The organism is Halomonas sabkhae (assembly GCF_030409265.1).
GTDB classification, from domain to species: domain Bacteria; phylum Pseudomonadota; class Gammaproteobacteria; order Pseudomonadales; family Halomonadaceae; genus Halomonas; species Halomonas halmophila.
Window position 1 is genome coordinate 33,793 of the sequence record NZ_JAUFPM010000025.1, and the last position, 13,218, is coordinate 47,010.

Here is a 13,218-nt window from a genome sequence, read left to right on the forward strand (position 1 = left end):
CACATCCTCCCTGCCGGGGCAGGCTCGCGGTCATCGTCCCAGGGCGCTGGCCGTGATGCGCGAGGGCGCCGGCGGAGTCTCGGCATGCAAGGGGCAGTCCCTGTTGTGGTGGAGACCGCGGGATTCGCGTCGTGCGCGGGCACTGGCGACGGTCAGCCGGGCCAGGCGGAGGGCGTGCCGGAGGCTGCTGACATCGGCGTCGGCTACTGTATGCCCCAGGTCGCGCACAAATTGCTGATTCAGCTCGCTCAAGGCGCGTTCGGCGGCAGCCAGCCCCGGGTCGTCGCGCACGATGGCGACCCGCGCGCTCATGATGTCGCGCATGGCAGCGCGCAGCTCGCCGATCAGCGCCGCGTCGACGGGGTGCGCGCCGCTGGTGGGGGTGAGCAGGGGCGCCGTGCTGGGGGGCGTCGAGCGGGCCAGGTGATGGGCACAGCCACGCGCGAAGGCCAGGCACTCCAGCAAGGAGTTGCTGGCCATGCGGTTGGCGCCGTGCAGGCCGGTGCAGGCAACCTCGCCGATGGCGTGGAGGTGCGGCACCGTGGTGGCCCCGCGCAGGTCGGTGCCGATACCGCCACAACTGTAGTGGGCCGCCGGGACCACCGGGATCGGTGTCTGGCTGATGTCCAGGCCGCGAGAAGCACAGTGGGCATGAATGGTCGGAAAGTGGTGACGCAGCGTCGCCTCGCCGAGGTGGCGGACATCCAGCCACACATGATCCAGGCCGTTGTGCTGCATCTCGGCGTCGATGGCGCGGGCGACGATATCCCGGGGAGCGAGCTCGGCTCTCGGGTCGACGTCGAGCATGAAGCGTTCGCCATTGGCGCCGAGCAGGTGGCCTCCCTCGCCGCGCACCGCCTCGCTGATCAGGAAGGGGGATCCTTCAGGGTCATGCAGGCAGGTTGGATGGAACTGCTGGAACTCGAGGTTCATGAGTTCCGCGCCCAGTTCGGCGGCCATCATCATGCCCTCGCCACTGGCCGGGCAGGGGCTGGTGGTGTGCCGGTAGAGGCCGCTGGCACCGCCGGTGGCCAGGACGGTGTCCCGGGCCAGGAGGGCATGCGCTCGGCCGGATTCGTCGATGCAGTACGCGCCTCGGCAATGGCCGGCCGTATCGCCGATCAGCTCGAGGGCGCTCAGCTCATGGCGTATGCGGATGTCGGGATGGTGCTCGACATGCTGCTCGAGTGTCTCGATGACGGCGCGGCCGGTGGCGTCGTCGGCATGAATCACGCGGCGTGCGCTGTGGCCGCCTTCACGCGTCAGGTGGTAGGGGTAGTCGGCTTCCGGGGTCGTGTCGGCCGTGAAGGGCACGCCCAGCGACAGCAGCCATTCGATGGCGGCCGGCCCCTGTTCGACGGTAAAGCGCACGGCCGCTTCATCGCAGAGCCCATCTCCTGCCACCAGGGTGTCGGCCACATGCGCCTCGGCATCGTCACTCGGCGACAGCACGGCGGCAATGCCGCCCTGGGCCCAGCGGCTGGCACCGCGCGCATCGGGCCGCGGCTGCAGGAGCGTGACCGAACGCTGTCCGGCGACCTCCAGTGCCATGGCCAGGCCGGCAGCACCGCCGCCGATGATCAGCACATCATGATGGCTTTCCGTCATTCGACTCTCCTGCTTGGGGCGGATCCGCCTGGTCGCGATGCGGGGCCTGCAGGCCGTGGCGCAGGGCCCGCTTGCGCAAGCGCTGGCTCGGCAGGCGTTCGAGTTGTCCGAGGTGCTCGATCAGGTTGCCACTCAATCGGGCCAGCTCACGATTGAGCCACAGATAACCACTGGGACTGAAGAGCTTGCGGCCGTCCGCTGCCTGGGCATCCGCCGCCAGCGCGGCATGGCGTTGCAGGTCGAAGGCGGGAATCTCGACTTCGACCGGGTGGCCGGTGCGTACCTGATAGGCGAGTGCGGCCAGGTTGTGGGCCAGGGCATGCTGTTGTTCTCGCAGCCCCTGCATGGCCTCGATCTGCTCGTGTCCCGCCCGGGTATTCCAATGGGTTTCGAGCAAGAGCTCAATGGTCGACAACATGCGCCGCTGCAGGGAAATGAGGTCGTCGAGCTCGGCACGATGCAGGCGGCGTTCGCGATGAATGGCATCGACCAGGTTGCGCTGCTTGATCAGCAGGCCGGTGCAATGCTTGAGCAGCTCCCGTGTGTCCACGTCCGGGGCCGATGTGGCGGATGTATGGGCATGAAACAGCCGAGACATGCGGTCGACATTATCGGCCAGCATGAAGCGCAGCATGTCGGTCGCCTTGTGGGGCAGGACCAGGATGGTCACGGCGATGCCGATCAGAGTGCCGAGCAGGACATCGAAGCTGCGCCACAGCGCCAGGCCGAGGTCCCGGGTCCCGTCGCCCACCACCAGCAGCAGGGTGATGGCAAACATCAGTCCGCCGTAGCCATAACGCTTGCCGAATGTCAGCCAGGTGATAGCGGCGATCCCCAGCAGGCTGCCCAGGGGCAACAGTGACGGGATGCTCGCGGGCAGCATGATCAGCAACAGCCCCCAGAGGGCGCCCAGGATGGTGCCGAGCAGGCGCTGGCGCCCCTTGTCGAGGACGCCGCCGATATGGGGCAGGTTGCCCATCACCATCACGGTGCTGACCAGGGCCCAGCCGCCATGGGGGATCGGAAACACTTGGATGACGCCGAAGGTGATGCAGAGTGCCAGGATGACTCGCATGACATGCAGGGTACGGCGGTGACGATGCGTGAAGTAGGGGTCGCGCAGCCGCGCCAGTATCATGCCGGGGTAAGCCTGTGATGGTTCTCGGAAACGGGATGATCCTGCCGCTTGGTGAACGCTGGTGCCCAGAGTCTACCTGTAACGGTGTTGCAACGGCGGGCTCTTTGGGGCGTTTTGGCCGGGCAGGGTACAAAATGCGTTCTGGCCGACATCGGCCGGCTTCGCTCATTAGCCTGTTACTATACTCGTAAACGTCACTCAGACGGAAGTATACCGTCGCATTTCGAGCATCAGATTGAACCGCCCCGGCTTTCTCGGAGAACCGTTGGTTTGAGTCAGGCTATACCTTCTTGGCCTGACCCTGTTGCTCCTCATACAGCGCTTCTCGTTCGGCCGGCGGTACCTTGCCGATCGGTTCCGGGAGCCGCCGATAGGGGAATCGAGCCGGGTGCGGCTCTGCCATTGAGCAACATTCGCCCCTGCAGGAACAGGGGCGAGTAGGTTCACTTGCTGATGTGCTCTGCCTTGTGGCGGCAGTCCGCTGGTATCATTGACTGACCTCAGGGTTATAGCTGGATTGAACGCCGCCGTCTATGACGATGGGATCGGCGGCCAGGTTGCCGTTTCTCTCTCGTTCGGCATTGTAGTTGGACTGTACGCCGCCATCCCAGACGATTGGTTCGTCATCGAGGGTGCCGCCAGTATCTGCTCGTTCGGCATTGTAACCGGACTGTACGCCGCCATCCTGCACGAGGGATTCGCCTTCGTTTTCGTGCATCCGGGACATATCGTCACGATGATGGTCTGCGACGGCCATGCCTGAAAGCATGGTCATTGAGGCCGTAAGCGTTGCAATCTTGATGGCATTATTCATGATGTACCTCCCGTTTCGTGAGCTGCATTACCGCCGTATAAGACGAGGAGGCGGTAAGCATGCTCATAAATACGAGAACGGGAGACGCAGGGTTTCACCTCGTCGATTCGATCGTGTGCGTCGGCGACCTGACCCGACTGCCTCATGATTCGATTCGCGCCTTGAATGCTGCCTGTTCTTCGTCCGTGATGCCGCGCTCCAGAGCGTCGAGGTAGTCGGCATACCATCGCCTCATTTTACGGCGCTGTGCCAGATAGGCCGCTTTGTTGTATACGCCGGCCACGCCCTGGACTTTGTGAGCCAGCTGGGCCTCGACATGGTCGTGAGGCCGCAGCATTGGCGATGCGGTATGTCGAGCGCCATGGCCTACCAGCCAGCTCCGTACCTTGGGCGCTATTGAGAGGACATCTGCGCTTTACCAGCGAGGCCTGAATATCGGCGCAATCCTTTCTGGTGATCTCGCTCAGGGGTTATGTCCAATGGCCGGCAAGCAAATAGTGACTGACGTATACTCAGTCAGACTCAATCATCAGAAATACGGTGGTGCCGGGCTTTGAGAGGAGTGCTAAGCAGACTCGGGCAGAGCTAACAGGACATGTGGTGCCCGGAGTCGGACTCGAACCGACACGGAGAGTCAACTCCGAGGGATTTTAAGTCCCTTGCGTCTACCAATTTCGCCATCCGGGCGGGGCGGGATCGAGCCGAATCATGCGGGGGAAAGTGGAGGCTGGAGTCGGAATCGAACCGGCGTCGACGGAGTTGCAGTCCGCTGCATAACCACTCTGCCATCCAGCCTCATCGAGTCATGCCATTCGTGGGGAATGGAGCGGGAAACGCGATTCGATCGGACCGGCGCACCGGATCGCGACCCTCGGGTCATACGCTAGACTCAGTTTTTTGCTTTTCGAATCTGGAGCGGGAACGAGATCGATCGGACCGGCGCACCGGCTCGCGACCCTCAAGCCATACTCTGATTCTGCACTGCTTTTCGAATCTGGAGCGGGAAACGAGATTCGAACTCGCGACCCTCGCCTTGGCAAGGCGATGCTCTACCACTGAGCTATTCCCGCTCGACTCGGGGAGGTATTATACGGATAAGTCGGTGACTGTCAAACGCTTTTTCTGGCTCACTTCACATCGAGCGGCTCAGGTGCGGCCAGGCCGAACGCAGGTAGAGGATCATCGACCACAGGGTCAGCAGCGCCGAAACATAGAGCGTGACCACGCCCAGCAACGCGATGGGGGTCCCGGGGGCGAAGGCCAGCAACAGCAGCAGGGCGATCATCTGCAGGGTGGTCTTGAGCTTGCCGATCCAGGAGACCGCCACACTGCCGCGCTTGCCCATCTCGGCCATCCATTCGCGCAGCGCCGAAATGACGATTTCACGGCCGATGATGACCAGCGCCGGCAATGTCAGCCAGATGGCGTCATACCGCTCGATGAGCAGCGCCAGGGCCACGGCGACCATGAGCTTGTCGGCGACCGGGTCGAGGAAGGCACCAAAGGGGGTCGATTGATCCCAGCGACGCGCCAGGAAACCATCCAGCCAGTCGGTCACGGAGGCCAGGGCAAACAGGCCGGCCGCCACCGGCAGGCTCCACGAGAAGGGTAGATAGAAAAAGACTACCAACAGCGGGATGAAGATGATTCTGGCCAACGTCAGGATATTGGGGATATTCATCGATGCTGCGGTCCTTGCGGTGAAGGGAATGCCGGGTGTGTGCCACCATTCTATCCGCCTTGCGGGCCATCATCCATGCAAGGCGCGGTAAATCGATTCGGCCAGTGAGGCGTTGATGCCGGGCACGCGCGCCAGTTCCTCGCGGTTGGCGTTCTTGACGCCCTGCAGGCCGCCAAAGAAGCGTAACAGTTCGCGGCGGCGGCGTGGGCCGATGCCGGGGATTTCCTGCAGGGTCGAGGTGCGCCGTGTCTTGTCGCGCCGGGTGCGATGCCCGGTGATGGCGAAACGGTGCGACTCATCGCGAATGTGCTGCAACAGGTGCAGGGCCGGGGAAGAGGTATCGAGGTCCATGCTGCGATCCGGCGTTTCGATGAACAGGGTCTCGAGCCCGGCCTTGCGGGTCGTGCCCTTGGCCACGCCGATCAGGCCGACGTGCTGCACGCCGAGTTCGGCGAAGACCTCCCGGGCCATGTTGAGCTGGCCCTTGCCGCCATCCACGATCAACAGGTCGGGCGTTTCACCTTCACCTTCCTGGAGTCGCTTGAAGCGCCGGGTGAGGGCCTGGCGCATGGCGGCATAGTCATCACCCGGCTCGATGTTCTTGATATTGAAGCGTCGATAGTCGGACTTGCGCGGCCCATTGGCATCGAAGACCACGCAGGATGCCACGGTGGCTTCCCCCTGGCTGTGGCTGATGTCGAAACATTCGAGCCGAGCCGGTACCTCATCCAGATCGAGGGCGTCGCGCAGGGATTCGAAGCGTCTGGCCAGCTGACTCTGGCTGGCCAGCTGAGAGTCCAGTTGCTGCTCGGCATTGGTGCGGGCCAGTTCCAGCCACTGAGCGCGGTGACCACGCACGCGTGAAGTAAGCCGGACGCGTTTGCCGGCCCGCGTTTCCAGTGCCCCGGCGATCAGGTCGGTATCGGATAGCTCGTGGCTGGTCAGGACCTCGGCCGGGATTTCCCGTGCCTGGCCGAGATAATACTGGCTGATGAAGTCGCCGAGCAGATTGTCGGGCGTCAGGTCGAGCCCATTGCTGGGAGTATGATGATTGGCGCCCAGCAGCCGGCCGCCACGCACCGAGAGCACGGAAATGCACAGGGCACCGGGGCGGCTGGCGAGGGCGAAGGCATCGGCGTCACCATTGCCGGTGTCGACGAACTGACGCTGCTGCAGTTGTCGCAGCTGCTGAATCTGGTCGCGTAGACGCGCGGCTTCCTCGAAGTCCAGGGCCTGGCTGGCCGTCTCCATGTCGCGGGTCAGCTCCTGGGTGACGGCCTCGCTCTTGCCTTCGAGGCACTGCACGGCGTGTTCCAGATCCCGGCGGTAATCCGCTTCGCTGATGTAGCCGACACAGGGAGCGGAGCAGCGGCCGATCTGGTACTGCAGGCAGGGGCGGCTGCGGTGTGCGAAGACGGTATCCTCACAATTGCGGATGCGGAAGATCTTCTGCATCAAGGACAGGCTGTCGCGTACCGCATGACTGCTGGGATAGGGCCCCAGGTAACGTCCATCGTCATGGCGCGTGCGCACCCGTTTGTATTCCAGTGCCGGAAAGGGGTGGCGGTCGGTGACGAACACGAAGGGGTAGGACTTGTCGTCGCGCAGCAGGATGTTGTAGGGCGGACGCTTGTCCTTGATGAGTGTCTGCTCGAGCAGCAGCGCTTCGGTCTCGCTGTTGGTGACCGTGACCTGGATATCGGCAATGCGGGCCACCAGAGCCTGTGTCTTGGTGTTCAGCGCACCACGGAAATAGCTGGCCAGACGGGCCTTGAGGCGACGTGCCTTGCCCACGTACAGGGTCTCGCCCTGCTCGTCGAGCATGCGGTAGACACCCGGGGACTGGGTAACGCTGGAGAGGAACTGGCGTGAATCGAAGCTCATCGAAGTGCCGATAACGGATGCAACCCGGTCATCCTACCAGACCCGTCACCGGCTTGGGTCACTCGGCTTCGCTGAAACCGTCCACCAGGCCGAAGCGCAGCCCCATGTGGGTCAGTTCGACGTCGGAGTGAACGCCCAGCTTCTCGAAGATGCGGTAGCGATAGGTATTGACCGTCTTGGGGCTGAGGAACATGTGATCGGCGATGTCGGCGACCTTCTGGCAGTTGACGATCATCATGGCCACCTGCAGCTCGCGCTGGGACAGATGGTCGAAGGGGTTGTCATTGTCGTCGATGCGAAACAGCACCAGCCGCTGGGCAATGTCCGGGCTGATGTAGCGCTTGCCATTGAAGATACTGCGTATGGCCTGGACCATTTCGTCGTGCTGCGACCCCTTGCTGATGAAGCCATGCGCACCGGCTTCCAGCAGGCGCTGGGCGAAGGCTTCCTCGACGAAGGCGGTCAGCACCAGAATGCGTACGTCGGTTGTCAGCCGAGTGATCTTGCGGGTGGCTTCCAGCCCACCGATGCCCGGCATGCGAATGTCCATCAGGATGACATCCGGCTTGAGCTGGCGAGTCTGCTGGATGGCCTGCTCGCCATCGGCGGCTTCACCGACCACACTGATGTCCGGCTCGTCGTTCAACAGGTGGGCAATGCTGGTGCGCACCAGGTGGTGGTCATCGGCGATCAGAACTCTTATCAAGGTGAAGCTCCTACTGCGAAGGGGACAGGGTCGCGAGGCGCCGTCTGCGTCGCAGCGGCCTGGTCATGGGTATATGAGCCGACTTGTCACATGGTCAAGCAATATTAGCATAACTTGTTATTGCAACAGTTTATCATTTTTCGGGCTGCGGGTTGACGTGGCGAGGCGGCATCAATATTATATGCATCGTTCTCGCACGGCGAGACACGTGGGGCCTTAGCTCAGCTGGGAGAGCGCAACACTGGCAGTGTTGAGGTCAGCGGTTCGAGCCCGCTAGGCTCCACCAAGAGTTTTGAAAATTAAGCCGGCTGATGCAATGCATCAGCCGGCTTTTTTGTATCACTCTATATGAACAATGATGAGCTGGAGCCTGGTCGTGGGTCCTGGCCCCGCGGCCCCGGGCCGACCGCTTGCCTCCAGCCAGGGCTCGGGGCTGCCGCCTTGGGCGAGCTCAAGCGCCGGGCGGGATGACCTGATCGCCCAGGGTGCTCTCGCCGGGCTCGATGCCCAGCGCCGAGGCCGTGCCCTCGAGCACGGCCTGCGCGGCCCGAAAGGCCTCTGCGGGGCGCCGGGCGCGGATGCACTCCATGACCTGGCGGTGCCGTTCGAGGCTATCTTCCGGATCGGTGGCACTGATGTTCGATTTCTCGATCAGCAGGTGGATCGACGGTCGCAGGATATGCGACAGCTGGGACCAGACGATGTTGTGCGTGGCCTTGAAGATGGCGACATGAAAGGCAACGTCGTGTTCGGTGTGCAGGCGGCGTTGCTCAGGGTCGACCCCCGCCCGCAGATGCTGTCCCATGCCTTCGAAGGCTTCCTCGATGGCCACCAGGTCTCTGGCCGTGGCACGCCTGGCGGCGGTCATGGCCACGTAGGGCTCGACATCCAGCCGGAAGGCCAGGATTTCGCGCTGAATGCTCGGATTGGGCGCGGCGTAGCGCGTCATCCAGTCGGTGACCTGGGGGTCGAGGATATTCCAGCCTTCATAGTCGCGAACCTTGGAACCATGCCCCGAGATACGCTCGATGATGCCGACATCCACCAGCATGCGCAGGTCGCTGCGCACGGCCGAGCGGTTGAGCTCGAAGCGGTCGGCCAGGTCGACCTCGCGGGGGACGAAGTCGCCCGGGCTATAGCGGCCGGAGAAAATCGCCTCGGCGAGATGTTCGGCAACGGAAGGGCGGGTTCGTGTAGGACGGGCGGTTGCTGGCACTGACGGGCTCCGCGAAAAATGGCGCTGATGCTAGCCGATGTCGAAAAGGGCCGCAATCTGGCTGACGTTCGTGCATGCGGCGGACGTCAGCCAGTTGCGCTGAATGGCTTCCGGTCTGGCGCGGCGTATCAGGTGCGCCGCTGTTGGTCGGCCAGCCAGCGGCGAATGCCGTAGGTCCATGGCGCCAGCCGATCGCTGCGGTCGACACGGTTGATCAGGGCTCCCAGGCGTGGCGTGGAGATGGTCACCGTATCGCCGCGGTGATGCGTGAAGCCCTGGCCCGGGCTGCCCCTGTCGTGAATCGGCGAAAACATGGTACCCAGAAACAGCATGAAGCCATCTGGATATTGATGATGGTCACCAATCGTCTGACTGACAAGCGACTCGGGAGATCGGCTGATCTCGCGCATGTCACTCGAGTCCTCGAGCATGAAGTCGTCGCTTTCGCCCTCGATGCGCAGGCTGACCATGGCATGGCGCACATCCTCCATGGAGAAGTGCGCGTCGAATAGCCGAATGAAGGGGCCGATGGCACAGGAGGCGTTGTTGTCCTTGGCCTTGCCCAGCAGCAGGGCACTGCGACCTTCGATGTCGCGCAGGTTGACGTCATTGCCCAGGCTGGCGCCGACCGGCTGGCCGTGCGAGCTGACGGCCAGCACGATTTCGGGCTCCGGGTTGTTCCAGTGCGAGGCCGGGTGCAGGCCGACCCAGGCGCCGAAGCCCATCGAGGACAACGGCTGGGCCTTGGTAAATACCTCGGCATCCGGGCCGATACCGACCTCCATGTACTGGGACCAGGCGCCGCGCGCCTTGAGTTCGTCACGCAGGGTCAGGGCATCTTCGGACCCCGGGACGATACGCGACAGATCGCCACCGATGAGCTGCTGCAGCTCCGCGCGCAGCTCGCCGGCCCGCTGGGGGCTGCCGCCGGCCTGTTCCTCGATCACCCGTTCGAGCAGGCTGACTGCAAAGGTCACGCCACACGCCTTGATGGCCTGGACATCGCAGGGCGCCAGCAAGTGCGGCGTTACCTGGGGCGACTGCGCGGAATTGTCGAGCAGGGTGGTGACATCGCAGAGCACGGGCCCCGTGGCCTGCGCGACCAGCCGGGCAGCATCGTCGCGGTCCAGCAGGTCGGCCATGATATTGACGCTGGCGGAGATATCGATGACCTGGCCATCGCGCACCGTCACCAGGGTCGGGCCCCTGGCATCACCGCAACAGACTCTGCCGACCAGCAGGGCCTGTTGGTGATCCTCGGGGAGTCGATAATCGTGAGACATGGGCAGGGTTTCCTGTCGGGACCCTCCCAGAGGGTGGCGCACCACCATGGGAGGGCGATGGGACACGGCGCAATCAGTGTTCGCGCTTGCCGTCGACCAGGCGACTGACCGAGGCCGGGTTGTCGTCACGCAGGGCGTCGGGCAGCAGTGCCTGCGGCAGGTTCTGGTAGCACACCGGGCGCAGGAAGCGGTGGATGGCCGCGCTGCCCACCGAGGTGGTGCGTGAATCCGTGGTGGCCGGGTAGGGGCCGCCGTGAACCATGGCATCGCAGACCTCGACACCGGTTGGCCAGCCATTGGCCATCACCCGGCCGGCACGCCGCTCGAGTGTCGGCAACAGCTGGCGCACGGTCTCGGTATCGGCGTCATCCATGTGCAGGGTGGCGGTCAGCTGACCTTCCAGATGTTCGGCCACCCGCTTGACTTCGGCCTGGTCGGTGCAGGCGATGACCAGCGAGGTCGCACCGAAGACTTCCTGCTGCAGCGTCTCGTCGGCCAGGAAGTCCTGTGCCTTGGCCACGAACAGGCCGGTCCGGCACTGATTGGGCGCTTCGCTGGACTGGCCGCGTGCCACCTCGGTGGCCTTGCCGCTTGACGTCAGCGCGGCGACGGCCTGGTCGTAGGCCTGCTGGATGCCCGGTGTCAGCATGGTCTGGGTGCCACTGGCCTTGACGGCCTCGGCCGCTGCCGAGAGGAAGGTGTCCAGCCCCTGCCCCTCGACCGCGATCACCAGGCCGGGGTTGGTGCAGAACTGACCGGCGCCCATGTTGAGCGAGCCAATGAAGGCTTCGCCCAGCTCGGCGGCACGATGGTTCAGCGCTTCCGGCATCAGGAAGACCGGGTTGATGCTGCTCATCTCGGCATAGACCGGAATGGGTTCCGGGCGATCCTGGGCCAGCCTGGCCAGGGCAGTGCCGCCGCCCCGCGAACCCGTGAAGCCCACGGCCTTGATGTCGGCATCGGTGACCAGCGCCTGGCCGAGCTCGTTGCCGGTGCCCTGCAGCAGGGAAAATACGCCTTCGGGAAGCCGGCATTCGGCGACGGCACTCTGAATGGCGCGGCCGACCAGTTCGGAGGTTCCCGGATGCGCCGGATGGCCCTTGACCACGACCGGGCAACCGGCGGCCAGCGCCGATGCGGTATCGCCACCCGCGACCGAGAAGGCCAGCGGGAAGTTGCTGGCGCCGAACACGGCGACGGGGCCGAGTGCCACGTGGCGCTGGCGCAGGTCGACGCGCGGCATGGGCTGGCGGTCCGGCAGGGCCGGGTCAACACGCACATCCAGCCATTCGCCGGCACGCACCACCCTGGCGAACATGCGCAGCTGGCCACAGGTACGGCCGCGCTCACCTTCCAGGCGTGCGCGGGGCAGGCCGGACTCGGCCATGCCACGTTCGATCAGCTCGTCACCGATGCCCTCGATCTTGTCGGCGATGGTCTCGAGAAAGCCGGCACGTGCTTCGAGGCCGGTTTCGCGGTAGTGGTCGAATGCCGCCCGGGCGAGCTCGGTGGCACGGCTGACTTCTGCCTGGCCGGCGGTGGTGAAGGTCGGCTCGAGGCTGTCTCCCGTGGCGGGGTCAACGGCCTGAAAGGAATTGCCCTGCGCGGTGAGGGTTTCGCTACCGATGAGTTGCTTGCCTTCTAGGGTCATGGTCGCTCCTGTCATGGTGCGTGAAACTCGGTCGGAATGTTCAAGAACACTGTCATCACAGCGGGTCTAGAGTGGAATGACTTCCACTTCATCGTCCTCTGCCCGGTGGGTCAGCGGGTTGCGCAGCGGCCGGCCGAAGGCGGGAATCTCGATTTCGAAACGGTCGCCTTCCTGCGCCTGGATGGCGTCGGCAAAGCTCAGCGTGGCCGTGCCGAAGAAATGCACATGCACATCGCCGGGGCGGCGAAAACCTGGATACTTGAAATGATGGTATTCAAGGTTGGCCAGGCTGTGGGCCATGTTGCGCTCGCCGGTGAGAAAGGGCTTTTCCCACAGGGTTTCCTGGCGGCGGGTGATGCGGCTGAGGCCTTCCAGGTGGTCGGGCAGCTCATCCAGCAGCAGCTCCGGGCCAAAGCTGCAGACGCGCAGCTTGGAATGGGCCAGCCACAGATAATTGAAACGTTCCGTGACGTGATCGGAGAACTCGTTGCCGACGGCGAAGCCCAGGCGACGCGGGCGGCCGTTGTCATCGATCAGGTAGAGACCTGCCAGCTCGGGCTCCTCGCCGCCATCCTGGGCGAATGAAGGGGATGGCAGTGGCGCTTCCGGGGGCACGACGCAATCGCCGTCGCCCTTGTAGAACCACTCCGGCTGGGCTCCGACCTTGCCGGCGGCCGGCTTGCCGTTCTCGACCCCCAGCTTGAACATGCGCATGGAGTCGGTCAGGTCCTCATCGCTGGCCTGTGCCTTGGCGTGCATGGCCGAGCGGGCGTCGGCGCTGCCCAGGTGGGTCAGGCCGGTGCCGGTCACCAGGCAATGGGCCGGATCCGGGTGGGTCAGGGGTGGCATCAGGCGCCGGGTCTCGACCAGCTGGGCGTAGTCGAGGCGCGTCTCGGTCAAGCGAGACTCGACCACCTCGGTCATGGAGCGGCCCGAGCTCATGGCGTCGCAGGCCAGGTGATAGGTATCGGTGTCGGCGAGCCGCACACTGTCCTCACTCTCCACCAGGGCGGCGTACAGCCGGTTTTCGTGCAGGCACTGAATCAGGCGCATGGGGTTGTCCTCCTCGGCGTTTCGCCGCTGGTGCATGCCGGCCACAATGGCATGTTAGATAAATAAATCCAAATGTTGCACATAATCAAGCGTCGCGCATGCCGTCCACTTTAGCCCACCAGCCACATCGACAGGTTCGGCCAGAACAACAGCGCAAACAGCACGCAGAGTTGCAGGGCGATGA

The 13,218-nt window shown here is 64.0% G+C and carries 10 protein-coding genes and 4 tRNA genes; 1 reads left to right on the forward strand and 13 read right to left on the reverse strand.

The window, feature by feature from the left end; all coding sequences use genetic code 11:
• Positions 1 to 30: 30 nt before the first annotated feature.
• The 9 genes from nadB to uvrY form a co-directional block, all read right to left on the reverse strand.
• On the reverse strand, positions 31 to 1,608 hold the full coding sequence (gene nadB / locus QWY79_RS15690) for an L-aspartate oxidase (protein WP_290274870.1): 1,578 nt from the start codon (positions 1,606 to 1,608) through the stop codon (positions 31 to 33).
• Positions 1,589 to 2,746 carry an FUSC family protein gene (locus tag QWY79_RS15695; protein ID WP_290274872.1) on the reverse strand — a complete coding sequence of 386 codons (1,158 nt, stop codon included), beginning with the start codon at positions 2,744 to 2,746 and terminating at the stop codon, positions 1,589 to 1,591. Before QWY79_RS15695 ends, nadB begins: the two co-directional genes overlap by 20 nt.
• Before the next feature lie 487 nt (positions 2,747 to 3,233).
• Entirely contained in the window at positions 3,234 to 3,560 is a 327-nt protein-coding gene (locus tag QWY79_RS15700) for a hypothetical protein (protein ID WP_290274874.1), read from the reverse strand.
• Positions 3,561 to 4,158: 598 nt separating this feature from the next.
• Positions 4,159 to 4,247, reverse strand: a tRNA-Leu gene (locus tag QWY79_RS15705).
• A gap of 34 nt (positions 4,248 to 4,281) precedes the next feature.
• Positions 4,282 to 4,355: transfer RNA gene (locus QWY79_RS15710), tRNA-Cys, on the reverse strand.
• 200 nt (positions 4,356 to 4,555) lie between these two features.
• Positions 4,556 to 4,630, reverse strand: a tRNA-Gly gene (locus QWY79_RS15715).
• Between the two features lie 62 nt (positions 4,631 to 4,692).
• Complete coding sequence (pgsA, locus tag QWY79_RS15720) at positions 4,693 to 5,241, reverse strand: CDP-diacylglycerol--glycerol-3-phosphate 3-phosphatidyltransferase (RefSeq protein ID WP_290274877.1); 549 nt, start codon at positions 5,239 to 5,241, stop codon at positions 4,693 to 4,695.
• 69 nt (positions 5,242 to 5,310) lie between these two features.
• Positions 5,311 to 7,125 carry an excinuclease ABC subunit UvrC gene (gene uvrC / locus QWY79_RS15725; RefSeq protein ID WP_290274880.1) on the reverse strand — a complete coding sequence of 605 codons (1,815 nt, stop codon included), beginning with the start codon at positions 7,123 to 7,125 and terminating at the stop codon, positions 5,311 to 5,313.
• A 58-nt stretch (positions 7,126 to 7,183) separates the two neighbouring features.
• Entirely contained in the window at positions 7,184 to 7,831 is a 648-nt protein-coding gene (uvrY, locus tag QWY79_RS15730) for a UvrY/SirA/GacA family response regulator transcription factor (protein WP_290274882.1), read from the reverse strand.
• Between the two features lie 210 nt (positions 7,832 to 8,041).
• Between uvrY and QWY79_RS15735 the strand changes: the two genes are divergently transcribed.
• Positions 8,042 to 8,117 (forward strand) — tRNA-Ala (locus QWY79_RS15735).
• 165 nt (positions 8,118 to 8,282) lie between these two features.
• On the opposite strand, the gene QWY79_RS15740 is transcribed toward QWY79_RS15735, so the two are convergent.
• The 4 genes from QWY79_RS15740 to araD1 all read right to left on the reverse strand — a co-directional run bounded on the left by QWY79_RS15740 (position 8,283) and on the right by araD1 (position 13,034).
• Positions 8,283 to 9,047: a FadR/GntR family transcriptional regulator gene (locus tag QWY79_RS15740; RefSeq protein WP_290274886.1), complete on the reverse strand. Its 765-nt coding sequence runs from the start codon at positions 9,045 to 9,047 to the stop codon at positions 8,283 to 8,285.
• A 128-nt stretch (positions 9,048 to 9,175) separates the two neighbouring features.
• Positions 9,176 to 10,330 carry a fumarylacetoacetate hydrolase family protein gene (locus tag QWY79_RS15745; protein WP_290274889.1) on the reverse strand — a complete coding sequence of 385 codons (1,155 nt, stop codon included), beginning with the start codon at positions 10,328 to 10,330 and terminating at the stop codon, positions 9,176 to 9,178.
• A 73-nt stretch (positions 10,331 to 10,403) separates the two neighbouring features.
• A complete protein-coding gene (locus QWY79_RS15750; protein WP_290274891.1) occupies positions 10,404 to 11,981 on the reverse strand; it encodes an aldehyde dehydrogenase (NADP(+)) in 1,578 nt (525 codons plus the stop codon).
• 66 nt (positions 11,982 to 12,047) lie between these two features.
• Positions 12,048 to 13,034: an AraD1 family protein gene (gene araD1 / locus QWY79_RS15755; RefSeq protein WP_290274894.1), complete on the reverse strand. Its 987-nt coding sequence runs from the start codon at positions 13,032 to 13,034 to the stop codon at positions 12,048 to 12,050.
• Between the last annotated feature and the right edge of the window lie 184 nt (positions 13,035 to 13,218).